Source organism: Marinobacterium sedimentorum (genome assembly GCF_024267675.1).
GTDB lineage: Bacteria > Pseudomonadota > Gammaproteobacteria > Pseudomonadales > Balneatricaceae > Marinobacterium_A > Marinobacterium_A sedimentorum.
Window position 1 is genome coordinate 1 of sequence record NZ_JALDYX010000036.1, and the last position, 25,381, is coordinate 25,381.

The 25,381-nt window shown below is 58.9% G+C and carries 25 protein-coding genes; 22 read left to right on the forward strand and 3 right to left on the reverse strand.

The genetic code is table 11. The features are described 5' to 3' along the window. Positions 1-160: 160 nt before the first annotated feature. Together MRS74_RS20405 and MRS74_RS20410 are read left to right on the forward strand one after the other, a co-directional pair. Positions 161-415, forward strand: a complete 255-nt coding sequence (locus MRS74_RS20405) for an FAD assembly factor SdhE (protein WP_254582126.1) — start codon at positions 161-163, stop codon at positions 413-415. Then, positions 399-842, forward strand: coding sequence for a protein YgfX (locus MRS74_RS20410; protein ID WP_254582127.1), 444 nt, complete (start codon positions 399-401; stop codon positions 840-842). The genes MRS74_RS20405 and MRS74_RS20410 overlap by 17 nt, the downstream gene beginning before the upstream one ends. On the opposite strand, the gene nadB is transcribed toward MRS74_RS20410, so the two are convergent. Next, positions 811-2,421, reverse strand: coding sequence for an L-aspartate oxidase (gene nadB / locus MRS74_RS20415; RefSeq protein WP_254582128.1), 1,611 nt, complete (start codon positions 2,419-2,421; stop codon positions 811-813). The two genes, MRS74_RS20410 and nadB, sit on opposite strands and share 32 nt — an antisense overlap. A gap of 259 nt (positions 2,422-2,680) precedes the next feature. Between nadB and rpoE the strand changes: the two genes are divergently transcribed. The 20 genes from rpoE to rlmB all read left to right on the forward strand — a co-directional run bounded on the left by rpoE (position 2,681) and on the right by rlmB (position 23,125). Further along, positions 2,681-3,268: an RNA polymerase sigma factor RpoE gene (gene rpoE / locus MRS74_RS20420; RefSeq protein ID WP_254582129.1), complete on the forward strand. Its 588-nt coding sequence runs from the start codon at positions 2,681-2,683 to the stop codon at positions 3,266-3,268. 46 nt (positions 3,269-3,314) lie between these two features. Then, positions 3,315-4,166, forward strand: coding sequence for a MucB/RseB C-terminal domain-containing protein (locus MRS74_RS20425; RefSeq protein WP_254582130.1), 852 nt, complete (start codon positions 3,315-3,317; stop codon positions 4,164-4,166). Then, complete coding sequence (locus MRS74_RS20430; protein ID WP_254582131.1) at positions 4,167-4,601, forward strand: SoxR reducing system RseC family protein; 435 nt, start codon at positions 4,167-4,169, stop codon at positions 4,599-4,601. A 24-nt stretch (positions 4,602-4,625) separates the two neighbouring features. Beyond that, the gene (locus MRS74_RS20435; protein WP_254582132.1) at positions 4,626-6,023 is read left to right on the forward strand and encodes a DegQ family serine endoprotease; all 1,398 of its coding nucleotides are present in this window, start codon (positions 4,626-4,628) and stop codon (positions 6,021-6,023) included. Between the two features lie 186 nt (positions 6,024-6,209). Next, a complete protein-coding gene (gene lepA, locus MRS74_RS20440; protein WP_254582133.1) occupies positions 6,210-8,009 on the forward strand; it encodes a translation elongation factor 4 in 1,800 nt (599 codons plus the stop codon). Positions 8,010-8,018: 9 nt separating this feature from the next. Then, the gene (gene lepB / locus MRS74_RS20445; protein WP_254582134.1) at positions 8,019-8,831 is read left to right on the forward strand and encodes a signal peptidase I; all 813 of its coding nucleotides are present in this window, start codon (positions 8,019-8,021) and stop codon (positions 8,829-8,831) included. Between the two features lie 32 nt (positions 8,832-8,863). Next, positions 8,864-9,247, forward strand: a complete 384-nt coding sequence (locus MRS74_RS20450) for a DUF4845 domain-containing protein (protein ID WP_254582135.1) — start codon at positions 8,864-8,866, stop codon at positions 9,245-9,247. Further along, positions 9,244-9,930: a ribonuclease III gene (gene rnc / locus MRS74_RS20455; protein WP_254582136.1), complete on the forward strand. Its 687-nt coding sequence runs from the start codon at positions 9,244-9,246 to the stop codon at positions 9,928-9,930. Before MRS74_RS20450 ends, rnc begins: the two co-directional genes overlap by 4 nt. Then, positions 9,927-10,877, forward strand: coding sequence for a GTPase Era (gene era, locus MRS74_RS20460; RefSeq protein ID WP_438362350.1), 951 nt, complete (start codon positions 9,927-9,929; stop codon positions 10,875-10,877). Before rnc ends, era begins: the two co-directional genes overlap by 4 nt. 101 nt (positions 10,878-10,978) lie before the next feature. Continuing rightward, positions 10,979-11,704 (forward strand): DNA repair protein RecO, encoded by a 726-nt coding sequence (recO, locus tag MRS74_RS20465; RefSeq protein ID WP_254582137.1) that lies wholly within the window; start codon positions 10,979-10,981, stop codon positions 11,702-11,704. Positions 11,705-11,724: 20 nt separating this feature from the next. Next, complete coding sequence (pdxJ, locus tag MRS74_RS20470) at positions 11,725-12,495, forward strand: pyridoxine 5'-phosphate synthase (protein ID WP_254582163.1); 771 nt, start codon at positions 11,725-11,727, stop codon at positions 12,493-12,495. Further along, entirely contained in the window at positions 12,492-12,872 is a 381-nt protein-coding gene (locus MRS74_RS20475; RefSeq protein ID WP_254582138.1) for a holo-ACP synthase, read from the forward strand. The genes pdxJ and MRS74_RS20475 overlap by 4 nt, the downstream gene beginning before the upstream one ends. Positions 12,873-12,924: 52 nt before the next feature. Then, on the forward strand, positions 12,925-13,824 hold the full coding sequence (cysM, locus tag MRS74_RS20480) for a cysteine synthase CysM (RefSeq protein WP_254582139.1): 900 nt from the start codon (positions 12,925-12,927) through the stop codon (positions 13,822-13,824). A 386-nt stretch (positions 13,825-14,210) separates the two neighbouring features. Beyond that, a complete protein-coding gene (gene relA, locus MRS74_RS20485) occupies positions 14,211-16,481 on the forward strand; it encodes a GTP diphosphokinase (protein ID WP_254582140.1) in 2,271 nt (756 codons plus the stop codon). Between the two features lie 24 nt (positions 16,482-16,505). Further along, entirely contained in the window at positions 16,506-17,315 is an 810-nt protein-coding gene (mazG, locus tag MRS74_RS20490) for a nucleoside triphosphate pyrophosphohydrolase (protein WP_254582141.1), read from the forward strand. A 271-nt stretch (positions 17,316-17,586) separates the two neighbouring features. Next, positions 17,587-20,190, forward strand: coding sequence for a phosphoenolpyruvate carboxylase (ppc, locus tag MRS74_RS20495; protein ID WP_254582142.1), 2,604 nt, complete (start codon positions 17,587-17,589; stop codon positions 20,188-20,190). Between the two features lie 326 nt (positions 20,191-20,516). Further along, positions 20,517-21,167: an adenylate kinase gene (adk, locus tag MRS74_RS20500; protein ID WP_254582143.1), complete on the forward strand. Its 651-nt coding sequence runs from the start codon at positions 20,517-20,519 to the stop codon at positions 21,165-21,167. 145 nt (positions 21,168-21,312) lie between these two features. After that, positions 21,313-21,780, forward strand: a complete 468-nt coding sequence (locus MRS74_RS20505; protein WP_254582144.1) for a thiosulfate oxidation carrier protein SoxY — start codon at positions 21,313-21,315, stop codon at positions 21,778-21,780. Then, positions 21,777-22,067: a thiosulfate oxidation carrier complex protein SoxZ gene (locus MRS74_RS20510; RefSeq protein WP_254582145.1), complete on the forward strand. Its 291-nt coding sequence runs from the start codon at positions 21,777-21,779 to the stop codon at positions 22,065-22,067. Before MRS74_RS20505 ends, MRS74_RS20510 begins: the two co-directional genes overlap by 4 nt. Positions 22,068-22,381: 314 nt before the next feature. After that, positions 22,382-23,125, forward strand: coding sequence for a 23S rRNA (guanosine(2251)-2'-O)-methyltransferase RlmB (gene rlmB / locus MRS74_RS20515; RefSeq protein WP_254582146.1), 744 nt, complete (start codon positions 22,382-22,384; stop codon positions 23,123-23,125). Positions 23,126-23,156: 31 nt separating this feature from the next. Here the strand turns inward: rlmB and MRS74_RS20520 are convergent, their stop codons facing one another. After that, positions 23,157-24,335, reverse strand: a complete 1,179-nt coding sequence (locus MRS74_RS20520) for an acetate/propionate family kinase (RefSeq protein WP_254582147.1) — start codon at positions 24,333-24,335, stop codon at positions 23,157-23,159. A 14-nt stretch (positions 24,336-24,349) separates the two neighbouring features. Then, positions 24,350-25,300 (reverse strand): bifunctional enoyl-CoA hydratase/phosphate acetyltransferase, encoded by a 951-nt coding sequence (locus tag MRS74_RS20525; RefSeq protein ID WP_254582148.1) that lies wholly within the window; start codon positions 25,298-25,300, stop codon positions 24,350-24,352. Positions 25,301-25,381: the final 81 nt, after the last annotated feature.

The following is a 25,381-nucleotide window of genomic DNA, read 5'->3' on the forward strand; positions in this document are numbered from 1 at the left end:
TTATTCAACGAAAACGCCTCGACCATTGGTCGGGGCGTTTTTGTATGTGGGATTTTAACCCCCGTGGTTTTCGTATAAGCATTTAAAAGCATGGGTTGCTGCTTTGTGACGGGCGTGATAAAACGCCTGCATAATTCGCAGCAATAGTATTGAGAGTTCTATGTACAGTGATGAGGATATTCGACGTCTGAAATGGCAGAGTCGGCGCGGCATGCTTGAGCTGGACGTTCTGCTGGTGCCTTTTGTTGATGAGGCGTTCAGGCAGTTGTCGCTGGAGGATCAGCTGAGGTTTGAAAAGCTGCTTGCCTGCGAAGACCAGGATCTGTTTGTCTGGTTTATGCAGCGTGAGGTTGCGGCCGACCCTGAGATTGCCCGTATGGTGAAGATGATTCTGGACCGTGTTCAGCCCGCTTGAGGTTAGGTTCAAGCCTTCGCGCATGCTCTGGTGGCTGCAGCTATCGAGTCACCTGATGCTGGTCGTACTGCTGGCTCTTTCGGTACTCCCGCTCTATCTGATTCTGTGCCTGACTGGCGTTGCAGGGCTGAGTCTCTGGCTGAGTTACCGTCAGCGCAGGGGCACGGTACAGGCGCTGCGCTGGGATGCGGATCTGCATACTGTTGCGCTCTATGAGGCGGGGCAGGGCTGGGTGACAGCCGATGCGCTGGAGTCGGTGCTGGCCTGGCGCTGGCTGCTGATATTGCGGATTCATGCCGGTGGCCGACGGCGGCGGCTGGTGCTCTTGCACGACAGCGTAACTGCCGATGCCTTCAGGCGCCTGAGCGTGATCGCCAGGCTCGCACCCTTGAAGCTCAGTGCACCTGATCAGGCCACTCGTAGTTAACCGGTGTCAGGATGGTGTCGCGTGCCTCGGGGGCAAGATCCGGATAGTCGAGGGTGTAATGCAGGCCCCGGCTCTCGGTGCGCTGCATGGCTGAACGAATAATCAGGTCTGATACCAGCGCTAGATTGCGCAACTCCAGCAGATCCCGGGTGACGCGGTAGTTGCTGTAATACTCTGTGATTTCTTGTTGCAGCAGGTCGACGCGGTGCTTTGCCCGCTGCAGTCGCTTGTTGGTTCTAACGATGCCGACATAATCCCACATGAAACGCCGCAGCTCTTCCCAGTTATGGGAAATGATAACGTCTTCGTCGGAGTCGGTGACCTGGGATGCATCCCAGGCCGGCACCCGGATGCTTCTGTCCGGCGATATTGTCTGGCTGGCGGCGATGTCCGTCGCGACCGCGCTGGCAAATACCAGGCACTCGAGCAGCGAGTTGGAGGCAAGCCGGTTGGCGCCATGCAGGCCGGTAAAAGCTGTTTCGCCGATCGCATAGAGTCCGGGGATATCGCTGCGGCCGCGGATATCGGTAACGATGCCACCGCAGGTGTAGTGAGCGGCGGGCACTATGGGAATGGGCTGGCGCGTGATGTCGATGCCCAGCTCCAGGCACTTGGTGTAAATGGTCGGAAAGTGACCCTTGATAAAGTCAGCAGGCTTGTGGGAAATGTCGAGATAAAGGCAGTCACAGCCGAGGCGTTTCATTTCGTGGTCAATGGCTCTGGCGACGATGTCGCGCGGTGCCAGTTCTCCACGCTCATCAAAACGCAGCATAAAGCGCTCGCCATCCGGCAACAGCAGGTGTCCGCCTTCTCCGCGCACAGCTTCCGATACCAGGAATGACTTGGCTTGCGGGTGGTACAGGCAGGTGGGATGAAACTGATTGAACTCCATGTTGGCGACCCGGGCGCCCGAACGCCAGGCCATGGCGATGCCGTCTCCCGAGGCACCGTCCGAGTTGCTGGTGTAAAGATAGGCCTTGGATGCGCCGCCCGTGGCAAGTACGACCTGGCCGGCCCGGAACAGCTTAACCTCGCCGGACATGCTGTCCAGGACGTAGGCGCCGACACAGCGATTGCTGGCCAGGCGGAGCTTTTCACGGGTGATCAGGTCAACTGCGATGCAGTTTTCAAACAGTGTGATGTTGCTGGCAGACTGGGCTTGTTGAATCAGGGTTTCCTGTACTGCTCTGCCGGTTGCATCGGCGGCATGGATAATGCGCCGGTGGGAGTGGCCGCCCTCCTGGGTTAGGTGTAGGTGGCTGTCTTCGCGGGTAAAGGGAACGCCCTGCTCAATCAGCCACTGAACGCTACGAGTGCCTTGGGTTACGGTGTATTCGACAGCCTGCTGGCGACTCAGGTCGGCGCCGGCGATCATGGTGTCAGCGTAGTGGGCCTGGGTTGTGTCGCCAGCATCGAGCACGGCTGCAATACCGCCCTGGGCCAGCCAGGTAGAGCCGGAGGTGAGCTCTCCCTTGCTCAATACAGCGACGCTCAGGTGCGCAGGAAGCTGCAGAGCCAGTGTCAGACCTGCCGCTCCGCTGCCAATGATCAAAACGTCATGGATATGTTCGCTGGTCATGCTTAACCCTGAGAGCCGTAGTGCGGAATGCCAAAAAGCAATTATGCAATGCAGGGGCTGCTTGCGTGAACCTTTTGTGTCGTTTGACGGGATATTTTTACGATTCGGCCGGAACTAACCATTCACCCCAGGTTCATATTGTTTAGCTTGCGATACCCGGCTCTTGAGAGGTTGCAATGACGTAGTCGGCACAGCCATACTCACGTCATTAAATCCCCTGCAGTAGGGGAAGTAGTACCTTGGAACATAAGGATCTGGAGTGTCAAACGAGAGTCAGAGCGCGATTGACGGGCAGCTGGTGAAGCGTGTGCAGGCGGGTGACAGTCGAGCTTATGATCTGCTGGTAAAAAAGTACCAGCACAAGATCATCGGCCTGATTGGGCGTTATGTGTATGACCACCACGAAGCGCTGGATGTATCCCAGGAGGCTTTCATCAAGGCTTACCGAGCCTTGCCGAAATTTCGTGGCGACAGTGCCTTTTATACGTGGTTGTACAGAATTGCCATCAATACCGCCAAAAACCACCTGGTTGCCAAGGGGCGCCGTCCACCGGATGTTGATGTGGCGGTGGAGGATGCGCATTATTTTGGCGGAGACAGTGAGCTCAAGGATATTGAGACTCCCGAGAACAATCTTTATCGGGATGAGCTTGAAGCCATCGTTAAACGTGTGCTGGATAAATTGCCCGAAGACCTTCGGGTTGCGCTGACGTTACGCGAGTTCGATGGTTTGAGTTACGAAGATATCGCCAATGTCATGGATTGCCCGGTGGGAACGGTTCGTTCCCGGATTTTCAGGGCGCGAGAGGCGATCGATAAAGAGATAGTGCCTTTTCTTGCGGAATGACGGAGAGCCGCCGGGAACATGATGAGAATGTGTTTGAGGGAAAACCATGAGTGATCAGTTCAACGATACCCTGTCGGCGCTTGTGGACGGTGAAGCCAATGACTTTGAAACGCGTCGGCTGCTGTCCACGCTGGATGAGCAGCCGGCGATGGGTGAAAAATGGCGGCGTTACCACCTGACACGCTCTGCGCTCAAGGGTGAGCGCGATACGGTGATGACTGATATCAGTGCTGGCGTGATGGCGCAGATCGCCAGTGCCGATCCAGGGTCGCTGCTGGATACTCGGGACAATGTAGTAGAGCAGGAGGTTGCTCCCCGCAAGGTCGAGGCCGGGCGTTACTGGAAGCCTCTGATCAGCATGGCCACGGCTGCTTCTGTGACGGCGGCGGTCATTCTGGGTGTGCAGGGCTTCAACGCCGAGCCCGTCAACACGGTTGCCAGTAACCAGCCACAGTACCTGCTGCCGTCTGTGAGCAGTTCCGCCGATTTTGTGCGGGCCCGCTATGGGCACGAAAGTGGCTATGCCGCTCAGGGAGCAACGCCGCAGGCGGATGTTATTCGTCTGCCACGGGGGCTTGAGCGTTACATCGATCAGCATCAGCATATGCTTGGCGCCAAAAAGCCGGGCTGGCGTGCCCAGTGGTTGCCGGATGGCTTTACCAAGGTGCGTCACGAAGTGATGCCCGATGCCGAAGTGATGCTGTTTTCCGATGGGCGTCATTCGGTATCCGTTTGCATCGAGCCGTTTGGACGTCAGACGGTTGCCGCCGGCGCTGCCCAGTCCAAGGACATGATCGCGGTCGGCAAGCGTCGCGGTGATGACTTCGTGACGGTTGTGGGTGATGTGCCGCTGATGATTGCGGATCGTATTGCCGCCTCAGTTCAGGTCAGCCAGTAAATGCTGCAGGAAGAAGCCGTTGTGGTTGCGGTGGATGGCGACGGTATCTGGGTCGAGTCCGACCGCACAGGCACCTGCCAGAGCTGCAGTGCCAGCAAGGGATGCGGCCAGCGTGCACTGGCAGAGTATGCCAGCAAGCGCAGCGAACGTCTGCTGATTGATAACCCGCATGGCCTTGTGGCGCGCGTAGGCGACAGGGTCAGTGTTGGTATTGAAGAAGGCAGTTTTCTGCAAGCCTCACTGCTGCTATATACCCTGCCGCTTGTCCTGCTCTTCCTGGGCGGATATCTGGGATCCTTTTACGGTGTGTCCGAGTTGCCCTCGGTTTTTGGCAGTTTCTTTGGTCTGGCAGCAGGTTTGCTGCTGGTTAGAGGTGCCGGGCAACGCTTGGCGCGCTCCTGTCGTTACCAGCCTGTACTGATGAATATTATTTAGTGTGCCCTCAAAAGGTCTGAATCCATGCAGTCAATGAAAGTAGTACTCAGCATCTTGTTGTGTCTGGTGTGGTTGCCTGCGCATGCTGAATTGCCTGACTTTAAAAGTCTGGTGAAGGAAGCGGCGCCAGCTGTGGTCAATATTAGTACGGTACCCAAAGAGAAAACTGGTCAGGCGTCTGCGCTCAGTCCGTTCGAAGGACCTGATGCGGAGCAGATCCCGGAAATGTTCCGACACTTCTTCAAGCAGCTGCCGGAGCTCGGAGAACAGCTGCGTCCTGCGCCACGCTCGCTGGGTTCCGGTTTTGTGATCAGTGAAGACGGCTACATTCTTACCAATCATCATGTGGTCAAGGGTGCTGGTAAGGTGCTGGTGCGCCTGAGTGACCGGCGTGAACTTGAAGCCCAGGTGATTGGCTCTGATGAGCGGTCTGATGTGGCGGTGCTGAAAATTGATGCGACCGGGTTGCCGCATGTCCGCATCGGTTCGTCCGAGGCGCTGGAAGCGGGGGAGTGGGTTCTTGCCATTGGTTCGCCCTTTGGGTTTGACCATTCTGTGACCGCGGGCATCGTCAGTGCCACCGAGCGTGCGCTGGCCAACGAAACCTATGTGCCTTTTATTCAGACTGATGTGGCGATCAATCCGGGTAACTCCGGTGGCCCACTGTTTAATCTCAATGGCGAGGTTGTCGGCATAAACTCACAGATTTACACCCGCTCAGGCGGTTTTATGGGGCTGTCGTTCGCTATTCCAATCGACGTTGCCATGGATGTTGCCGAGCAGCTCAAGACCCAGGGGCATGTCACCCGTGGCTGGCTGGGGGTGATTATTCAGGAAGTGAGCAGGGATCTCGCCGAGTCCTTCGGGCTCGACAAGCCCGCCGGTGCATTGATCGCAAAAGTATTGCCGAGTAGCCCCGCTGAAAAATCAGGCTTCATGGAAGGTGATGTGATTTACCGTTTTAATGATCGGGATATCGATTTGTCGTCGGACCTTCCGCCGCAGGTTGGCCGCGTAAAGCCCGGCGAGTCCGTGCCTATTGATATAGTGCGTAACGGCAAGCATGAGCGACTGGATGTCACCATAGAAGCGCTGCCTGAAAGCGGCGAGCAGTTTGCCGCATCCGGCCAGGTCGATGAGCTGAAAAGCAATCGCCTTGAATTGCTTGTTGGCGAGCTGGATAGCGAGCGCAAGGAAAAGTGGAATCTGCGTTCAGGCGTGGTGATACGTGCGGTTAACCCAGGTGCCGGCGCGGATGCCGGGCTTGTGGTCGAGGACGTTATTACCATGGTCAACGGCGAAGTGATCGAGAGTGTGGCACAGTTCGAACAGGCGGTGGAAAGCCTGCCGGTTGACCGGCCGGTGCCCCTGCGCATCGTGCGTCGGGGCAGCCCGATGTTTATTCCGCTCAAGCTCGAGTAAGCAGTGACAGGGGGCCAGCCGGCCCCCTGTTTCGTTCAGGGGTGGGGGGCGGGCTCTGAGTTCGGCGCCCTGTGCCGGTGCAGGGCGCGTGCATTCGATAGCCGCGCTGCGGTAAATACGGTAAACTTCGTCGCTTTGAATTATCGCCCTAATATCCAGGGTCAGCTGATCCCGAGTATCCTACACGTGAGCAATCTCGATCATATTCGCAACTTCTCCATCATTGCCCATATCGACCATGGTAAATCGACCCTGGCCGACCGCTTTATTCAGACCTGTGGTGGTCTGGCTGAGCGTGAGATGGCCGCGCAGGTTCTGGACTCAATGGATCTGGAACGTGAGCGAGGCATTACGATCAAGGCCCAGAGCGTTACGCTCAAGTACCAGGCCCTGAATGGCGAGGCCTATCAGCTGAACTTTATCGACACCCCCGGGCACGTTGACTTCTCGTACGAAGTGTCTCGCTCCCTGGCTGCCTGTGAGGGTGCGCTACTGGTGGTGGACGCAGCTCAGGGTGTGGAAGCGCAATCCGTGGCCAACTGTTACACCGCGCTGGAACAGGGTCTGGAAGTGCTGCCCATCCTGAACAAGATGGATCTGCCCCAGGCAGAGCCCGAGCGGGTGCGCGAAGAGATCGAAGAGGTCATCGGTATCGATGCCAGTAATGCTGTTGCCTGCTCGGCCAAGAGTGGCATGGGTGTTGGGGACGTGCTGGAAGCTCTGATCAAACATATTCCGGCGCCGGTCGGCGACCTGGAGGCACCGCTCCAGGCGCTGATTATTGACTCCTGGTTCGACAAGTATCAGGGCGTGGTCTCCCTGGTTCGGGTCAAACACGGTGTGTTGCGGCGCAAGGAAAAGGTACTGGTCAAATCCACCGGGCTGTCCTACCCGGTTGATCAGGTGGGTATCTTCACCCCCAAGCAGACTCCGACCGATGCGCTCAAGGCGGGTGAGGTGGGTTATATCATCGCCGGCATCAAGGACATCCACGGCGCTCCGGTCGGCGACACCCTGACCCACGCCAAGACGCCTGATACACCTATACTGCCGGGATTCAAAAAGGTTCAGCCGCAGGTCTACGCCGGGCTATTCCCGACAGATGCGGATGATTACCAGGATTTCCGCGACGCGCTCGACAAACTGACGCTCAATGATGCATCGCTGTTCTTCGAACCTGAAACCTCTGATGCTCTGGGCTTCGGCTTTCGCTGCGGCTTCCTCGGCATGCTGCATATGGAGATCATTCAGGAACGACTGGAGCGAGAGTACGACCTCGATCTGGTCACGACAGCCCCTACTGTTGTGTACGAACTTGAGCTTAATACCGGTGAAGTAGTACATATCGACAGCCCGTCCAAGCTGCCGGACCCAGGTTCAGTGCGAGAAATGCGTGAGCCTATCGTCGAAGCCAATATCCTGGTGCCGCAGGAGTTCCTCGGCCAGGTTATCGGTCTCTGTGTGGAAAAGCGTGGCACTCAGAAGAATATGCATTATGTCGGTCGGCAGGTGCAGGTGAAGTATGAACTGCCGATGGCAGAGGTCGTACTCGACTTCTTTGATCGGCTCAAGTCGGTCAGCCGCGGCTATGCATCGCTCGAATACAACTTCATTCGTTTTGAGGCTGCCCGTCTGGTGCGCATGGATATTCTCATCAACGCCGAGAAGGTTGATGCGCTGGCGGTGATTCTGCACAAGGATAACGCCGAATATCGTGGCCGTCAGCTGTGTGAAAAAATGAAGGAGCTGATTCCGCGGCAGATGTTCGATGTCGCGATTCAGGCGGCGCTCGGCGGCAAGATTATTGCCCGCAGCACGGTTAAGGCGCTGCGCAAGAACGTACTGGCCAAGTGCTATGGCGGCGATGTGAGCCGCAAGAAAAAGCTTCTCTCCAAGCAGAAAGAAGGCAAAAAGCGCATGAAGCAGGTCGGCCGGGTCGAGATTCCGCAGGATGCATTCCTTGCCGTACTGAAAGTTGATAGTTAAGGACAGACGATGAATTTCGATTTTGCTTTGGTGCTTGTGGTTGCGACCTTAGTGGCCGCGATTGGCTGGTGTGTGGACAAGTTCTGGCTGGCGCCGGCACGCAGTGCCCGGGTACATAAAGCTCAGCTGCAGTTGTCGGGTGCTCTGCCGCAGGAGACGCTGAGCAAACTCAACCAGGTGCCAGGCTGGATCGACCTTTCCCGTTCGCTCTTCCCTGTGCTCTTTGTTGTGCTGGTGCTGCGCTCCTTTCTGGTTGAGCCGTTTCAGATCCCGTCGGGCTCCATGCTGCCGACGCTGAAGATTGGTGATTTCATTCTGGTAAACAAGTATCACTTCGGCCTGCGACTGCCGGTGCTGAATACCAAGATCGTCGATTTGAATACGCCCAAGGCGGGTGATGTCGTCGTCTTTAAATACCCGAAAGACCCGTCGGTCAATTACATCAAACGCGTCATTGGCCTGCCGGGTGACCGTATCAGCTACCAGAACAAGACCGTATTTGTGAATGGAAAGCCGCAGCAACAGCAGCTTCTGGCCCAGCTTCCGCCCCTCAAGCCACAGCAGCTGCTGCTGGCGGAGAATCTGGACGGGGTTCAGCACCAGGTCTACCATGATGTTGCCGCCCGCGGAATTGTCGGCGAGTGGGTTGTGCCACAAGGGCAGTACTTCGTCATGGGTGATAACCGCGACAACAGTAATGACAGCCGTTACTGGGGCTTTGTGCCGGACGAGCTGCTGGTGGGCAAGGCCTTTGCCGTCTGGATGCACTGGGAAACCTTCTTCAGTCTTCCGTCGTTCGGTGATGTGCGCCTGATTGAGTAATCGTGTAGCTGCCTGGTGAATAGGGGATAGAAATGATCAATGCTATGAAAAGGGAACAGGGCGCGTCTTTTGTTTCCATCCTGATGGGGATGATTGTCGCCGGCATTTTTCTGGCCGTGGGCTTTAAGCTGTTTACGCCATACAAGGAGCACGCGACCGTTAAATCCATTCTTGAAAATGTGATTAACGACCAGGATCAGATGTCCAAGGAATTTCGTTCCATTCGGCGCACACTCTACGATCGCGCCATTATCAACCAGGTGCGAGCTGAGCTGTCGCGGGAAGATTTCCTCAAGATTGAGAATATAGACGGCAAGATCCATTTTGATCTTGTCTATGAAGAGCGGGTTCCGATGTTTTATAACGTGGATGCCGTGGTTAAATTTAACGAGCATTACGAAGTCATAAAACCTTGATCAAACCGACCGCAGATCTTAGCCGACGTCTGGGCTATAGCTTTAATGATCCATCTTTGCTGGAACTGGCACTTACCCACCGCAGCTGCGGCAAGCGCAATAACGAGCGGCTGGAGTTTCTTGGTGATTCCATAGTCAACTTTGTTATTGCCGATGCGCTCTTCCGGCAGTTCCCCCAGGCACGTGAAGGTCAGCTCAGTCGTCTGCGGGCGCGTCTGGTCAAGGGCGAGACCCTGGCTGAGGTTGCCCGTGAACTTGATCTGGGTGATTACCTGCGTCTGGGCTCCGGCGAGCTGAAAAGCGGCGGCTTTAGGCGTGACTCGATTCTGGCCGATGCGACCGAGGCGGTGATGGGAGCCATCTATCTGGATAGTGACCTGGAAACCTGCCGTGGCTTTATCCATCGCTGGTTCAAGGAGCGTCTGGAAGAGCTCGATCTGAACGAATCCCTGAAGGACGCCAAGACCCGGCTGCAGGAGCATCTGCAGTCACGACGTCTGGCACTGCCGGACTATGAGCTGATCGCGGTCGATGGTGAAGCCCATTCCCAGACCTTCTTTATCCGCTGTCATGTAGCGGGCTTGACGGTGCCGAGTGAAGGCGAGGGCAATAGTCGCCGCCAGGCGGAGCAGGAAGCAGCAAGGCTTGCGCTGATCGGGCTGCAGGTGGAGAAAGCCGAATGAGCGACGAATTTGAAATGCCGGAAATGCCGGAAATGCCTGGCGCTGAGCCCTACGAGGGCGAACAGCGCTGTGGCTTTGTGGCGATTGTCGGGCGCCCCAATGTGGGCAAGTCGACGCTGCTAAACCATATTCTCGGTCAGAAGCTGAGTATCACCTCGCGCAAGCCCCAGACCACGCGGCACCAGATTCTGGGTATCAAGACCGAAGATGACCTGCAGGTCATCTATGTTGATACACCCGGGCTGCACCGTGATCAGGGCAAGGCGCTGAACCGCTACATGAACAAAACGGCCGCCGATGCGGTGCGTGATGTCGATCTGGTGGTGTTTGTGGTTGACCGTACCGCCTGGACCGACGAAGACGATCTGGTGCTGGAGAAGCTCACCTGGGTACCTTGCCCGGTGGTGCTGGTGGTCAACAAGGTGGACCAGCTTAAGGACAAGGCAGAATTGCTGCCGCACCTAGAGATGGTTACCGCCAAGCGGGAATTCGCCGAAGTGATCCCCATTTCCGCCAAGAACGGGCACAACGTGCCTCGCCTGGAGGAACTGGTGGAGCAGCATATGCCCGCCGGCGAACACTATTACCCTGAAGACCAGATCACCAACCGCAGTTCGCGTTTTGTGGCCGCCGAGCTTGTGCGCGAGAAACTGATGCGCAATCTCGGGGAGGAAATTCCCTACGGCACTACCGTTGAGATTGAACAGTTTGTACAGGACGAGTACGGCCTGCTGACCATCAGTGCGCTGATACTGGTCGAGCGCGAAGGGCAGAAACGTATTGTGATCGGTGACAAGGGCGCACGCATGAAAACCATTGGCCGGGATGCGCGGCTGGACATGGAACGCATGTTCGACAGCAAGGTCATGCTCAATCTCTGGGTCAAGGTACGCAAGGGCTGGGCGGATGACGACCGGGCGCTGCGCAGTCTGGGTTATGACGACTGACGCTGGCACGCGCCGCATTGTCCCCGCACCCGGGGGTGCCGCGCCGCGATGGCCGGCCTGATCAGCACTTCGGAAGCCGTCATGCATACTGAGCATTTCTGATGGATTATCGAGTCGATGGGCAGGCGGCCTATGTGCTGCATGCCCGTCCCTACCGTGACACCAGCCTGCTGCTGGACTGCTTTACGCTGGAACACGGCAAGGTCAGTCTGGTTGCCCGGGGCGCGCGTCGTCCAGGTTCGCGCTCCCGTTCCAGTATCCAGGCGTTTGTGCCGCTGCAGCTGAGCTGGTCCGGGCGTAGCGAACTGAAAACCCTCGGTCAGGCCGAGGCCGCGGCGCCTCCGGTCTTTCTGCAGGGGCGGGCACTGCTCTGTGGCCTGTATCTCAACGAACTGTTGCAGCGACTGCTGCAGCCCATCGACCCGCACCCCAGACTCTATGTTTACTATCAGTACGCGCTGAACGAACTGCTCTCGGGGCAGGATATCGAGGGTGCATTGCGTACCTTTGAACGACACCTGCTGAGCGAGATCGGCTATGCGCTGGAACTGAGTGATCTGGATGCCCAGGCCGTGTATTTTTTACGACCCGAAGGCGGGTTGCAGTCTGTCACCGTGCCGCGCGACTCCGAGCGGCCGCGTTGCTTTGGTGGCCAGCAGCTGCTGGCCATCGGCGAAGATGACTATTCCGAACCACATACGAGACGAGCGGCCAAAAGGCTGATGCGCCTGGCACTGGATCAGATGCTCGGTGGCAAGGCCCTGCGCAGCCGTGAACTATTTCAGCGTCCTGCCGTGCCTGCGGGCATGGTGGCAGGGCACTCTTGAATAAAAAGGAGATAAGTGTGATTGAGCCAAGCCGCTTGTTGCTGGGAGTCAATATCGATCATATCGCGACCCTGCGCCAGGCCCGGGGCACCCGTTACCCCGATCCCGTGCAGGCTGCGATGCTGGCTGAGGAAGCCGGTGCCGACGGTATCACCGTGCATCTGCGCGAAGACCTGCGTCATATTCAGGAACGTGATGTGCGTTTGCTGAAGGAAACCCTGCAGACCCGCATGAATCTGGAAATGGCCGTTACCGACGAAATGCTGACTTTTGCCGAAGAAATTCGTCCGGCACACAGCTGCCTGGTGCCGGAAAAGCGCGAAGAGCTCACCACCGAAGGCGGTCTCGATGTGGCCGGGCAGGAAAGCAAGATGAAGGCGGCCTGTGACCGCCTTGCCGCCGCCGGTATTGAGGTGTCGCTGTTTATCGATCCCGACCGCGCCCAAATCGATGCGACGCTGCGCTGCGGTGCTCCGGTCATTGAGTTGCACACCGGCGCCTATGCCGATGCGACGACCGCCGCGGCACAGCGCGTCGAGCTTGAGCGCATCCGCGATGCCGCCCGCTATGCCTGGGACAAGGGGCTGATCGTCAATGCGGGCCACGGGCTGCACTACCACAATGTCGAGCAGATTGCCGAAATTCCCCAGCTGAACGAGCTCAATATAGGCCACGGCCTGATTGCCCGCGCAGTCTTTGTCGGGCTCAAGGAGGCGGTTGCCGAGATGCGCCGGCTGATGCTCGAAACCCAGGCGCGGGTGCAGACACAGCGGGATGCGCTGAGTCGATGATCGCCGGCATCGGTACCGATCTTGTACAGATCGACCGTATTGCCGCAGCTCTGGCGCGCACGCCGCGCCTGGCGCAGCGCATCCTCAGGCCACAGGAACTGGCGGGCTTTGAGGCCAGCCAGGATCAGGCGCGCTATCTGGCCAAGCGTTTTGCCGCCAAGGAAGCGGCGGTCAAGGCGCTGGGTACGGGTATCGGCCGTGGCGTGAGCTGGCAGCACCTCGAGATCGGGCACGATGCCCTGGGCAAACCTAACCTGCAGCTCAGTGGCGGGGCCCAGGCGCGCGCCCTTGAACTGGGCGTTAGCCGGCTGCATCTATCCTACAGCGATGAGCAGCAGCTGGTGGTCGCCTTTGTAGTGGCCGAGCAGGATACCTAAGGCCTGAACGCCCTCGTTTCGTCAAATTACGTACTAGTCACCGGTGACAGACATGACTCCAGAATTTCCAACCATCGAGCACTATGTCGGCAAGACGCCCCTGGTGCAGTTGCAGCGCCTGCCGGGCGAGACCACGAACATTATTCTGTGCAAGCTCGAGGGCAACAACCCAGCGGGCTCGGTGAAGGACCGCCCGGCGCTGGGCATGATTCAGCAGGCGGAAGCCCGCGGCGACATTCGCCCGGGGGATACCCTGATCGAGGCGACCTCGGGCAATACCGGCATTGCACTGGCGATGGCGGCGGCTATCAAGGGTTACAAGCTGATCCTGATCATGCCGGACAACTCCAGTGCCGAGCGCAAGTCCTCCATGACCGCCTACGGCGCCGAGCTGATTACGGTGACGCCGGAGCAGGGCATGGAAGGTGCGCGTGACCTGGCGCAGCAGATGGAAGCCGCCGGCAAGGGACGGGTGCTGGACCAGTTCGCTAATCTCGACAATCCCGATGCACACTATCTGGGCACCGGGCCTGAGATCTGGCAGCAGTCCCATGGGCGCGTGACTCATTTTGTATCATCCATGGGCACGACCGGCACCATTATGGGAACCTCCCGTTATCTCAAGGAGCAGAATCCGGCCATTCAGGTTGTCGGTCTGCAGCCCAGTGATGGTTCGCAGATTCCGGGTATCCGGCGCTGGCCCAAGGCCTATCTGCCGAAGATCTTTGATCCGGCGCGGGTGGATCAGGTGCTGGATATTGAACAACGTGAAGCCGAAGACTGCATGCGGGCGCTGGCGCGCCAGGAAGGCATCTTTTGCGGTGTATCCTCGGGGGGCGCGGTGGCGGGCGCGCTGCGGCTCTCGGCTCAGCTGAAGAATGCGGTGATCGTCTGCATTATCTGTGATCGCGGTGACCGTTATCTGTCGACCGGCGTCTACAGCCAGGCCTGAAGATTGCCGGGCGCATTTCCATGCCGGTGCCTGACGGGTGCTGGCTTCGGGGGTGGCACCCGGATTGCCGGTGCACGGAACTTGCTCGCGATCACGGGTCATAACGACTAGAATGTGCCGCTTGTTGGCAGGGGTGGTGCCGTTTTTGAATTATTGTCAGCGGCGCTCGCAGCCTGTCGGGCTTTTTCGCACGACTGCGTGGATGCAGAAGTTAGGGCGAAGCAGGATGCCCGAGCCGAGTAGATCAGTGTTAAGTCCGGCAGGTTGCCAGGCCCCGAAGAAGAATAATAGAAAAGGACGTAAGGCAGACCGACGATACCGGGATAGGCTCCGCAGTTCGCCCGGAACCCTATCCTCGGTGCCCGGAATTTAGGAGTGGCTGTGCCGTGGTGAAAGTTAGAGAAGACCATCCGATTCGTGAGGATGGTACCGTGGATCTGGATCTGTGGCTGCTGAACTTGCAGCAGCAGGTCGACATTACTGATCTTGGTCAGATCCGCCAGGCCTGTGAGCTGGCCAAGGCGTGTGAAGAACGCGCCCACGCGGTGAACGAAGATGATATATGGTCCAAGACCAGCCTCGGTAGCTATCGTACCGGGTTGGACATGGCCTGCATTCTGGCCGAGCTGCAGCAGGACTCCCTGACCCTGATCGCGGCCATTCTGTACCGTGCGGTGCGCGAGAACAAGCTCGGCCTCAAGCAGGTGAGTGATCAGTTTGGCGCCGAAGCGGCGCAGCTGATTGACGGCGTGCTGCAGATGGCGGCGATCGGTACCCGCAAGAATCCCCGTTTCGAAGAAGCGGTGCTGGGCACTGGCACGAATCAGGTCGATAACGTCCGCAAGATGCTGGTGGCGATGATCGACGACGTGCGCGTTGCGCTGATCAAGATCGCCGAACGCACCTGCGCCATTCGTGGCGTCAAGACCGGCACGCGCCGCAAACGCTATCTGGTGGCCCGCGAAGTGTTCGACATCTACGCCCCTCTGGCGCACCGGCTGGGTATCGGGCATATCAAGTGGGAACTTGAAGACCTGTCGTTTCGTTACCTGAAACCCAACGACTACAAGGACATCGCCACGCTGCTGGATGAAAAGCGGCTGGATCGGCAGAACTTTATCAATACCGTGGTCGCCAAGCTCAAAGCGGATCTGGGGGCCGTCAATATTGATGGCCAGGTGATGGGGCGCGCCAAGCACATCTACAGTATCTGGCGCAAAATGCAGCGCAAGAACATCGAATTCAGCCAGGTCTACGATGTTCGGGCGGTGCGAATTCTGGTGCCCGAAACCCGCGACTGCTACACCGCGCTCGGCATAGTGCACGGTCTGTGGCGCAATATTCCCCACGAGTTTGATGATTACATCGCCTCACCCAAGCCCAACGGCTACCGTTCACTGCATACGGCGGTGATAGGCCCGGAAGGCAAGGTGCTGGAAATTCAGATCCGCACCCAGGCGATGCATGACGAGGCCGAGCTCGGGGTCTGTGCGCATCACCTGTACAAGGGCACGGATCTCAATAGCCGCAGCTCGTCCTACGAGGACAAGATTGCCTGGCTGCGCCAGGTACTCGAATGGCACGATGACCTGGGTCAGAGTGAAGCTTTTGGCGACATGCTGCGGGGCGATGTCACCCAGGACAGGGTCTATGTATTCACGCCCGAAGGCCATGTGCTGGATCTGCCCCACGGCGCTACGGCGCTGGATTTTGCCTACCGTGTGCATACTGAAATCGGTCATCGCTGTCGCGGTGCCAAGGTCAACGGTCGCATCATCCCGCTGACCCGGGCGCTCAAGACCGGGGATCAGGTTGAAATCATGACCGCCAATGAAGAGCGGCCGCGGCGGGACTGGCTCAACACTAACCTGGGTTACGTCACTACATCCCGGGCGCGGGCCAAGATCGCGCACTGGTTCAAGGACCAGGCGCGTGATCAGAACGCCGAAGCCGGGCGGCATATGGTCGAGCGGGAGTTCAGGCGCCTGGCACTGGATATCCGCGAGATCAATCTGGAACTGATCGCCCAGGAACTGAATTACCGCCAGGTGGATGACATGTTTGCCGGCCTTGGCGCCGGCGATCTGCGCCAGTCACAGATCATCAATGCCGCCCAGCGCCAGGTTGAAGTCGAGCATGTCGACGAGCAGCTCGACCTGGCGCTGCCAGCGATCAGCCGCAGCAAGGTGACCGCTGGCGACAGCATCCGGATTCGCGGCGTGGGCAGCCTGCTGACCAAGATGGCTACCTGCTGCAAGCCGGTTCCGGGGGATCAGATTGTCGGTTACATCACCCAGGGTCGGGGCGTGTCGGTGCACCGCGAAGACTGCAGTAATGCGCTGGCATTGCGCGAGCAGGAACGCGAACGCATGATCGAGGTCGACTGGGGCGAGGCGGGCGAGGCGACCTATCCGGTGGATATCTTCATCGAAGCCTACGACCGTTCAGGGCTGCTGCGTGACATCATGATGGAACTGGCCAACAGCAGCCTCAATGTGCTGGCGGCCAACACCCTGACAGATCGTAATAGCAATGTGGCGCGCCTGACGATCACGGTGGAAATTTCCCGCCTTGAGCTGCTCGGGCGCATCATGGACAAGATCAACCAGATACCCAATGTCATTGACGTGCACCGCCAGCGCAGCGGGTCGGCATGATGCGGCGCTTTACGGGGCAGGCTGATGACTGAGTACGACCTGGATGACCTGCTCACCCTGATGGCGCGGCTGCGTGATCCCGAGGACGGTTGTCCCTGGGATCTCAAGCAGAGCTTTGCCAGCATAGTGCGGCATACGCTCGAAGAGGCCTACGAGGTGGCGGATACCATAGAGCGGCAGGACTGGCCCCACCTCAAGGACGAACTCGGTGATCTGCTGTTTCAGGTGGTCTTTTACGCCCGCCTCGGTGATGAAAGCGGTCGTTTCGACTTTGCCGACATCGTCGATAATCTGGTGCGAAAGCTGCTTCGACGCCATCCCCATGTATTTCCGGCCGGCACTCTGGCGTCCCGCGCCGGCGACATGCAGCGCAGCGAGCAGGAGGTTAGCGAAACCTGGGAGCTGATCAAGCAGGAAGAGCGAGAAGGCAAGGCGAACCTCGGGGTGCTGGATGATATTCCGGCGGCGCTGCCGGGCCTCAGCCGGGCGCTGAAGCTGCAAAAGCGTGCCTCCGGGGTGGGCTTTGACTGGAATGATCCGCTGCTGGTGCTCGACAAGATCGAAGAGGAGATCGGCGAGCTGCGTGAAGCCATCCACCGTGGTGAGCAGGACGAGATCACCGATGAAATGGGGGATCTTCTGTTTGCCCAGGTCAACCTGGCGCGTCACCTTGGCGTGGATCCTGAAACCGCCATACGCAGTACCAACGCCAAGTTTATGCGCCGCTTCGGCTATATCGAAAGTGTCGTTACGGCCTCTGGGCGTGACTGGGACAGCTACAGCCTCGACGAACTCGATGGCTTCTGGAATCAGGCCAAAAAGCTCGGTCTCTGAGACCGTTAGACGCTGCTAATTCAGCTTTTTTGCACCACCCTGGTGCGCTCCATGCTCCCTGTTATGGCCGGATACTGCCGCTATGGCTTTTGTCGCCGCCGTCGCTTGGGGCATGCGCCGCGCCGTCCCGCGCCCTTGTAAAAAATTTACCGAATTCGGCATTTTTCTGTGTTTTGAATTTACCTTCCTGGCCGGGAATCCATTATGCTCGAAGAGCCGATGTGACTCCGGGCATAGCGCCCGGGTGATTTTCATCTAAGGGAGAGAGTGGATGGCTGATCTGCACGAAGCGTTGCGCGATGATGTTCGAATGTTGGGGGACTGTCTGGGGCAGACCATCGAAACCCAGCTTGGCGAGGCTTTTCTGCAAAAGGTAGAGCGCATCCGCAAGCTGGCCAAGGCTGGTCGCCAGGAAGACAACAGCGAGTATCACGAACTGCTGAGCGCCCTGGGCGAACTGAGCGAAGATGAAGTACTGCCGGTGGCCCGTGCCTTCACCCAGTTCCTGAACCTGGCCAATATTGCCGAAGAGCACCACCGGGTACGCCGGCGTCTGGAAGACAGTGGCAAGGACGCACCCGAGTCCCTTGGTCAGCTGTTTCGCCGCCTGAGCGATCGTGGTTTCAGCGTGCGCGAGATTGCCGATGGTCTGGGCAAACTGAGTGTGGATCTGGTGCTGACCGCACACCCGACCGAAGTGAATCGCCGCACCCTGATTCAGAAGTTTGATGATATTGCCGATTGCCTCAAGCGCCTTGACCGGGGTGAAAAGGTGCAGCATCGCCTGCGTGAACTCGTCAGCCAGATCTGGCACACAGACGAAATCCGCCAGCAGCGCCCGACTCCGGTGGAAGAGGCCAAGTGGGGCTTCGCCGTGATTGAAAACTCCCTCTGGCACGCTGTGCCCAAGTTCCTGCGCACCCTGGATGAGCAGTTGCAGGAAGTGCTGGGTGAAGGCCTGCCACTGGATTGCTGCCCGGTGCGCTATTCCTCATGGATGGGTGGAGACCGTGACGGTAACCCCAATGTGACCGCCAGCGTTACCCGCGAAGTGCTGCTGCTGTCGCGCTGGATGGCGGCGGATCTGTACTACCGCGATATCGATCAGCTGCGTGCCGAACTGTCCATGAGCCAGAGCAATGCCGAGTTGCGTGGGCGGGTCGGCGAGGTATCCGAGCCCTACCGCGAGCTGCTCGGTGAGGTGCGTGCCGCTCTTGGGCGCACCAAGATGTGGATCAAGGCGCAGCTCGATGGCAATCAGGTGCCGGCCGAGGGCGTGCTGCTGCACGAACAGGAGCTGTTGCAGCCGCTGCTACTGTGTCACCGATCCTTGCAGGACTGTGGCATGCAGATTATCGCTCAGGGGCGGCTGCAGGACATGATCAGGCGCATTGCCTGCTTTGGCATGACGCTGGTCAAGCTGGATATTCGGCAGAATGCCGATCGCCACGCCGGCGTCTTTGATGAAATCACCGCGTTTTACGAGCTGGGCTGTTACAGCGACTGGGACGAGGCCCGTCGGCAGGAATTCCTGCTGGCCGAGCTGAACAGCCGCCGCCCGCTGTTGCCCAGAGCCTGGCAACCGTCCGCCCTGGTGCAGGAAGTGCTGGATACCTGCAAGGTGGTCGCAGCTTCGGAGGAAAATTCTCTGGGCAGTTATGTGATCTCCATGGCCAGCCAGCCTTCGGATGTACTGGGTGTGATTCTGCTGCTGCAGGAAGCGGGCATCGATCACAACATGCGCGTGGTGCCGCTGTTTGAAACCCTGTCCGACCTGCAGGGGGCTCATGGCTGTATCGATGCCCTGCTGTCGCTGGACTGGTACCAGGATTATATTCAGGGCCAGCAGGAAGTCATGATCGGCTACTCGGATTCCGCCAAGGATGCTGGCCAGCTGGCCGCCGCCTGGGGCCAGTTCCAGGCTCAGGAAGAACTGACCACCGTCTGTCATAGGCATCGGGTGCACCTGACCCTGTTTCACGGCCGTGGCGGTACCGTGGCCCGTGGCGGTGGTCCGAGCCATACCGCCATCCTGGCCCAGCCACCTGGATCGGTGGATCATGGCCTGAGGGTGACCGAGCAGGGCGAGATGATTCGCTTCAAGTTTGGTATCCCCGAAATCGCGATCCGCAATATGGAGCTTTATACCGCCGCGGTGTTGCAGGCAACCCTGGATCCGGCGCCCGGTCCGCAGCCGCAGTGGCGCAGCCAGATGGAGCGCATGGCGCTGCGGGGGCTGAAGGAATACCGCGCCGTGGTGCGGGACGATGAGCATTTTGTGCAGTACTTCCGGGCTGCGACACCGGAGCTGGAGCTGGCCAAGCTGCCACTGGGATCCCGTCCTGCCAAGCGGCGTACCGACGGTGGCATCGAGAGCCTGCGGGCCATTCCCTGGATCTTTGCCTGGACCCAGACCCGTCTGATGCTTCCAGCCTGGCTGGGTTCGGACAGTGCGCTGCAGGAGGCGGTGGCCGATCAGCTGCCCTTGTTGCACAGCATGTACCGTGACTGGCCATTCTTCCGCGCCAATATCGACATGCTGGAGATGGTGCTGGCCAAGAGTGATCCGGATATCGCGGCCTACTACGATGCCCGCCTGGTGTCTGAAGAGCTGCGGGTGCTGGGCTCGAGTCTGCGTAGCCGGCTGCGTGCCAGTGTTGAGCTGGTGAAGCAGATCCGGCAGCAAACGCAGCTGCTGGCCGAGAACCCGGTGATCCGTCAGTCCATCGAAGTGCGCAATCCTTATATAGATCCGCTGCACTTTCTGCAGGCCGAGCTGCTGCTGCGTGACCGTACTCAGCCCGACAGCCGGCTGGAACGGGCATTGATGGTGAGCATGTCCGGAATCTCGGCGGGGATGCGCAATACTGGCTGATTTTTGGTCAGACCACTGATGGGGTTGATGACAACCCCGCTTTTAGCTTACCCTCAATACCCTTTTGCGCGCAGGCAACGCCTGCGCGTACACCAAAAGGCTAGTGTGCTGACGAAAAATCGCGTGCCCGGCATCGCCGCAGGCGGCAGCTTTCAAGGCTGTTGCGCTGCTTTTTCCTCAGTGCGTTAGTGCTAATGTCGCATTGTCCCCCCGTGCCGGACTCGTTACTGTCCAGAGCAATGAGTATTGGGTGCTGACTGCCGCACAGCCACGCGAAACATATTTTTTAATTTTTTGTTATTTCAAGAGTAGGAGCCAACCTCACAATGCGTATTATTCTTCTGGGCGCCCCCGGCGCCGGCAAGGGCACACAGGCACAGTACCTGACCGAGAAATTCAACATTCCGCAGATCTCCACCGGCGACATGCTACGCGCCGCGGTCAAGGCCGGTACACCGCTGGGTATCAAGGCCAAGGCTGTGATGGATGCAGGCCAGCTGGTCTCCGATGACATCATCATCGGTCTGGTGCAGGAACGCATCACCCAGGACGATTGCGCCAACGGCTTTCTGTTCGACGGCTTCCCGCGCACCATCCCCCAGGCTGATGCGCTCAAAGAGGCCGGTGTGCAGATCGATGCCGTGATTGAGATCGACGTCGATAATGAAGAAATCATCAAGCGCATGAGCGGACGCCGTGTTCACCCCGGCTCTGGCCGTACCTACCACCTGCTTTTCAATGCCCCCAAGGTGGAAGGCAAGGACGATGTCACCGGTGAAGAGCTGATTCAGCGTGTTGACGATCAGGAAGACACCGTACGTGCCCGCCTGAAAGTATACGATGACCAGACTGCGCCCCTGATCAACTACTACAAGGGCTGGGGCGAAACCGACGCTGCTACTGCGCCGCGTTATGTCTATATCCCGGGCGTTGGCTCCGTTGAGCAGATCCGCGACAATATCTTCGCCGCGCTCTGATCCTGCGCCACACCATGCAAAAGGCCGCTGATTTCAGCGGCCTTTTTGTTGTCGGTCGGTTGTCGGAGGCTGATAGCAAAAGCTGCCTGGGCCCGGTCTTTAAGGTATTCTCGCCTTTTAGACCAAAACGCCACGGAGTCCTTTGATGCAACGGCGACTGTTTGTTCGACGCTTGGGAGTCGCCGCGGCTGCGCTGTTGCTGGCGCCGCTGCAAGCCCTGGCCAACTGGAACCGGCGGGCGTTTGAAAGCCCGGCCGTTGAGGCTGCACTGATCGAGGCCTTCGGCCGCAGCGATACGGTTAAGGCACTGGAGATCGAGTTGAAACTGCCCACCACGGCGCATCAGGGCGAACTGGTTCCGGTCATGGTGCTGACCCATCTGCCCAAGGTGTCCCGCCTTGCGCTGCTGGTACACGAAAACCCCCGGCCGTTGGCGGCCCTGTTCGAGCTTGGGCCCAATACGCTGCCAGAACTTGCTGTGCGCATTCGTTTATCCCAATCCAGTGAGGTTTCAGTCGTGGTGGAGTCTGACGGGCAGCTGTTCAGAAACAGCCAGCCAGTGCAGGTTGTGCTGAGCGGCTGTGGCCCAGGCAATGGCGAGGCCGTATCTTGAGAGTCGAGACTTCGATCAAGGACGACGTCATTACGGTACGGCTGTTTCTGGAGCATGACATGGCGGCGCAGGCGGGCTGTGTGGCCGATGCGGCGGACGCCCTGTTTATTCAAGAGCTCAAGGTGCGCTACCGGGGCGAGAAGGTGTTTGGCGCCGCGCTCTCGCCGGCGATGTCGGCGGATCCCTTTCTGCGCTTTCGTTTTCGGGGCACCGGCGGTGGTACCCTGGATATCAGCTGGAATGACAGTCAGGGCGCTGATGACGCCTACAGCCATGAGATCGCCTGACTGACGGCGAATACAGACTGATGCTCATAGGGCCAACCTTTTATTCTGCGCAGTCTCTGGCGCGCTTTACCTGCCCTGAAAGCTGCCTCATCACCTTTTGTGACCGGGCCCAGGGCCAGGGCGCTGGGTTTTTAGGCCCGAGTTGGGGATAATACGCGCCCGTCCGGCACCGGGCTCTATCAAGCCAAGGATCATGTCAGGCGTCATGCATGATGATTCTGGTGGCTGCGCCGCGGCACATACGATTAATCCGAGCGGGATCTGGAATCCTGGCCCGGCATCCCGGTCTTTGACCGGGTACAGGAGCATATCCATTGGAAGACGAAATTCTGTTCGGTCAGCATGCGGTGCGAACGGCGCTGAAACGCGACTCCAAGCGCATCAAGCGTCTACTGGTGCAGCAGGGCCGTAACGATGAGCGTATTCAGCAGGTGATCGATCTGGCGGCGCCCGTGCATGTACGTCCGGAGCGTGTGAGCCGCCAGGAGCTGGATCGGCTGTCTGATGGCGGCGTGCATCAGGGGGTGCTAGTGCTATGCGATCCGATTCTTTCCAAGGATGAGGCCTTTCTCGATCAGTTGCTCGATGGCCTCGATACAGCGCCCTTTCTGCTGGTGCTCGATGGCGTCACGGATCCCCACAATCTGGGGGCCTGTCTGCGCACCGCCGATGCCGCCGGTGTTCAGGCGGTCATAGCGCCAAAAGACAAATCCGCACCGCTGAATTCCACCGTCTCCAAGGTTGCCTGTGGTGCCGCTGAAGTGGTGCCCTATGTGCAGGTAACCAACCTGGCGCGAACGCTGCAGATGTTGCAGGAACGTGGCATCTGGATTACCGGCACCGCCGGGGAAGCCGAGCAGATGGTGTATGACGCCAGCCTCACAGGGCCCATGGCGCTGATCATGGGGGCTGAAGGCAAGGGCATGCGCCGCCTGACCCGCGAGCACTGCGACCACCTGATCAAGATCCCGATGTCCGGTGAAGTCAGTAGCCTGAACGTTTCCGTGGCTGCGGGTGTCTGCCTGTTTGAGGCGGTGCGTCAGCGCAGCCAGGCCTGATAGAGCAACCGGACTGCCGCCACGGGGACGTTCAGCCCGCCATCTCGTGGCAGTGCTGGGCGATCATGGCCCCTTCGTGGGTCGGAATCACCAGCACCTCAATTCGGCTGTCTGGATGGCTGATCAGTGTCTCAGCTGCGGTGTTGGCCACGGCGTCCAGTTTTACGCCGAGCCACTCCAGGTGCTTGCCAATACGGGCACGGATATCGGCATCGTTTTCACCCACCCCGCCGGTGAAGACGATGCGATCGAGGCCTTCCATGGCTGCGCTAAGGCGGCCTGTCTCCAGCGCGGCGCGATAGCAGAACATGTCGATCGCAAACTCGGCCGCATCGGCTTCACTGCTGTGCAGTTCGAGCATGTCTGAACTGATCCCCGAAACCCCAAGCCAGCCACTTTCCTTGTTCAGTATCTGCTCCAGCGCATCGATATCCAGCCCGTAGTGGCGCTGCATGTACAGCAGCACGCCGGGGTCGATGTTGCCGCAACGACTGCCCATGGGCAGGCCTTCGACGGCGGTAAAACCCATGCTGCTGGCGATCGAGCGGCCATCCTTCACCGCGCACATGCTGGCGCCGGAACCGAAGTGACAGATCAGGCTGTGCCCGAGCCCCCGACCCAGTGCCGCCAGCTGGCGCTGAATGAACTCGTAGGACAGGCCGTGGAAGCCATAGCGCTGAATGCCATCCTGGGTAAAGCGGGCGGGGATGGCGTACTGGCGCTCCAGGCTGGACTGGCCGGCATGGAACATGGTGTCAAAGCAGGCTAGTTGCACCAGCCCTGGCAGCCGTGCCCGGCAGGCCTGGATAAGCTCGATGTTGAAGGGCTGATGCAGGGGCGCGAGCGGGCTGAGATGATGCAGGGCTGCAATCAGGTCGTCATCGATTCTGACCGGGGCTGAAAACTGCTGACCTCCATGGACAACCCGGTGTCCCACCATCTTGATGGTGCAGTCGGGCAGGTTCTGATCGATCCAGTCGAGCACCAGTGTCAGTGCCATCAGGTGGCGCTGGTTGGAGGCGATCTGGCTAAAGTCGGGGTGGAGCAGGGCGAGCTGCTGGCCCCGGTCGCCGGTAATGGACAGTTCCGGCGTACCCAGGGCATCGCCCAGCTTGAAGCGATATCGCAGCTGAGGGACATCGGCGCCAGCTTCGTACAGGCCGCACTTGAGGCTGGAGGAGCCGCCGTTTACCGCCAAAATACACATCATGGGTCCGGTGTTCCTCATAGCTTCAGGTTGAGAGCGTTGCGCTGATGCACAATATGGGAGGCAAGGGCACAGGATGCCATGCGGGTCAGGGTATTGTCCGCGCGGCTGGTCAGAATGATTGGCACCCGGGCCCCGAGGGCGATGCCGGCCGACTCGGCATTGGCAAGGTACACCAGTTGCTTGGCAATCATGTTGGCAGATTCAAGATCGGGCGCCAGCAGGATATCGGCTTCTCCTGAAACCTGTGATTCTATGTGCTTGTCGAGTGCAGCCTGGCGCGAAATGGCGTTGTCGAATGCGAGCGGGCCGTCCAGTATGCCCCCGTTTATCTGACCCCGCTCAGCCATCTTGCACAGCGCAGCGGCGTCCAGTGTGCTTTGCATGCTCGGTACTATTTTCTCGACCGCCGCCAGGATGGCGACGCGGGGGCTGGGAATTCCGAGAATCTGACAGAATTCGATGGCATTCTGCACGATATCCCGCTTGATCGACAGATCTGGCGCCACATTGATGGCGGCATCGGTGATCACCAGTGGCTTGTGGTAATTGGGAATATCAAACACAAACACATGGCTGAGGCGGCGTTCGGTTCTGATACCCAGGGTCTTGTGCAGCACGGCGCTCAGCAGCTCGGAGGTGGCCAGCGCGCCTTTCATCAGCGCCTCGACGCGGCCCTCGTGCACCAGTTGGCAGGCCTTCTCGACGGCGGCATGGCTATGGGGTACCTGGATGATCTCTATCCCCGTCAGGTCGAGCTGCTCCTGCTCGGCAAGGGCTCTGATACGCTCCTCGGGTCCTATGAGTATTGGCTCGATCAAGCCCTCTGAGGCGGCGGACAGGGCGCCTGTCAGGGAGTTGTGATCAACCGGGTGCACCACCGCCGTGCGGATGGGGCGGGCCTGACGGGCCTGTTGGATAAAAAACTCCAGTTGATGCTGTGCGGGTGGCTGTTCAATTTTGATCATTCGACGAGGGTCCTGTCGTTTTCCAGCTGCCGGAAGGGCCGGCCATTATGATGTAGATCAAGGAAGCCTTGGCTGATCTGG

Bases quoted from the DNA above. Each gene is read 5' to 3' on its own strand.
- MRS74_RS20405 (WP_254582126.1), top strand. From the start codon at position 161: ATGTACAGTGATGAGGATATTCGACGTCTGAAATGGCAGAGTCGGCGC.
- nadB (WP_254582128.1), bottom strand. From the start codon at position 2,421: ATGACCAGCGAACATATCCATGACGTTTTGATCATTGGCAGCGGAGCG.
- MRS74_RS20425 (WP_254582130.1), top strand. From the start codon at position 3,315: ATGAGTGATCAGTTCAACGATACCCTGTCGGCGCTTGTGGACGGTGAA.
- MRS74_RS20430 (WP_254582131.1), top strand. From the start codon at position 4,167: ATGCTGCAGGAAGAAGCCGTTGTGGTTGCGGTGGATGGCGACGGTATC.
- MRS74_RS20435 (WP_254582132.1), top strand. From the start codon at position 4,626: ATGCAGTCAATGAAAGTAGTACTCAGCATCTTGTTGTGTCTGGTGTGG.
- lepB (WP_254582134.1), top strand. From the start codon at position 8,019: ATGAATTTCGATTTTGCTTTGGTGCTTGTGGTTGCGACCTTAGTGGCC.
- MRS74_RS20450 (WP_254582135.1), top strand. From the start codon at position 8,864: ATGATCAATGCTATGAAAAGGGAACAGGGCGCGTCTTTTGTTTCCATC.
- era (WP_438362350.1), top strand. From the start codon at position 9,927: ATGAGCGACGAATTTGAAATGCCGGAAATGCCGGAAATGCCTGGCGCT.
- recO (WP_254582137.1), top strand. From the start codon at position 10,979: ATGGATTATCGAGTCGATGGGCAGGCGGCCTATGTGCTGCATGCCCGT.
- MRS74_RS20475 (WP_254582138.1), top strand. From the start codon at position 12,492: ATGATCGCCGGCATCGGTACCGATCTTGTACAGATCGACCGTATTGCC.
- cysM (WP_254582139.1), top strand. From the start codon at position 12,925: ATGACTCCAGAATTTCCAACCATCGAGCACTATGTCGGCAAGACGCCC.
- mazG (WP_254582141.1), top strand. From the start codon at position 16,506: ATGACTGAGTACGACCTGGATGACCTGCTCACCCTGATGGCGCGGCTG.
- ppc (WP_254582142.1), top strand. From the start codon at position 17,587: ATGGCTGATCTGCACGAAGCGTTGCGCGATGATGTTCGAATGTTGGGG.
- adk (WP_254582143.1), top strand. From the start codon at position 20,517: ATGCGTATTATTCTTCTGGGCGCCCCCGGCGCCGGCAAGGGCACACAG.
- MRS74_RS20505 (WP_254582144.1), top strand. From the start codon at position 21,313: ATGCAACGGCGACTGTTTGTTCGACGCTTGGGAGTCGCCGCGGCTGCG.
- MRS74_RS20520 (WP_254582147.1), bottom strand. From the start codon at position 24,335: ATGATGTGTATTTTGGCGGTAAACGGCGGCTCCTCCAGCCTCAAGTGC.
- MRS74_RS20525 (WP_254582148.1), bottom strand. From the start codon at position 25,300: ATGATCAAAATTGAACAGCCACCCGCACAGCATCAACTGGAGTTTTTT.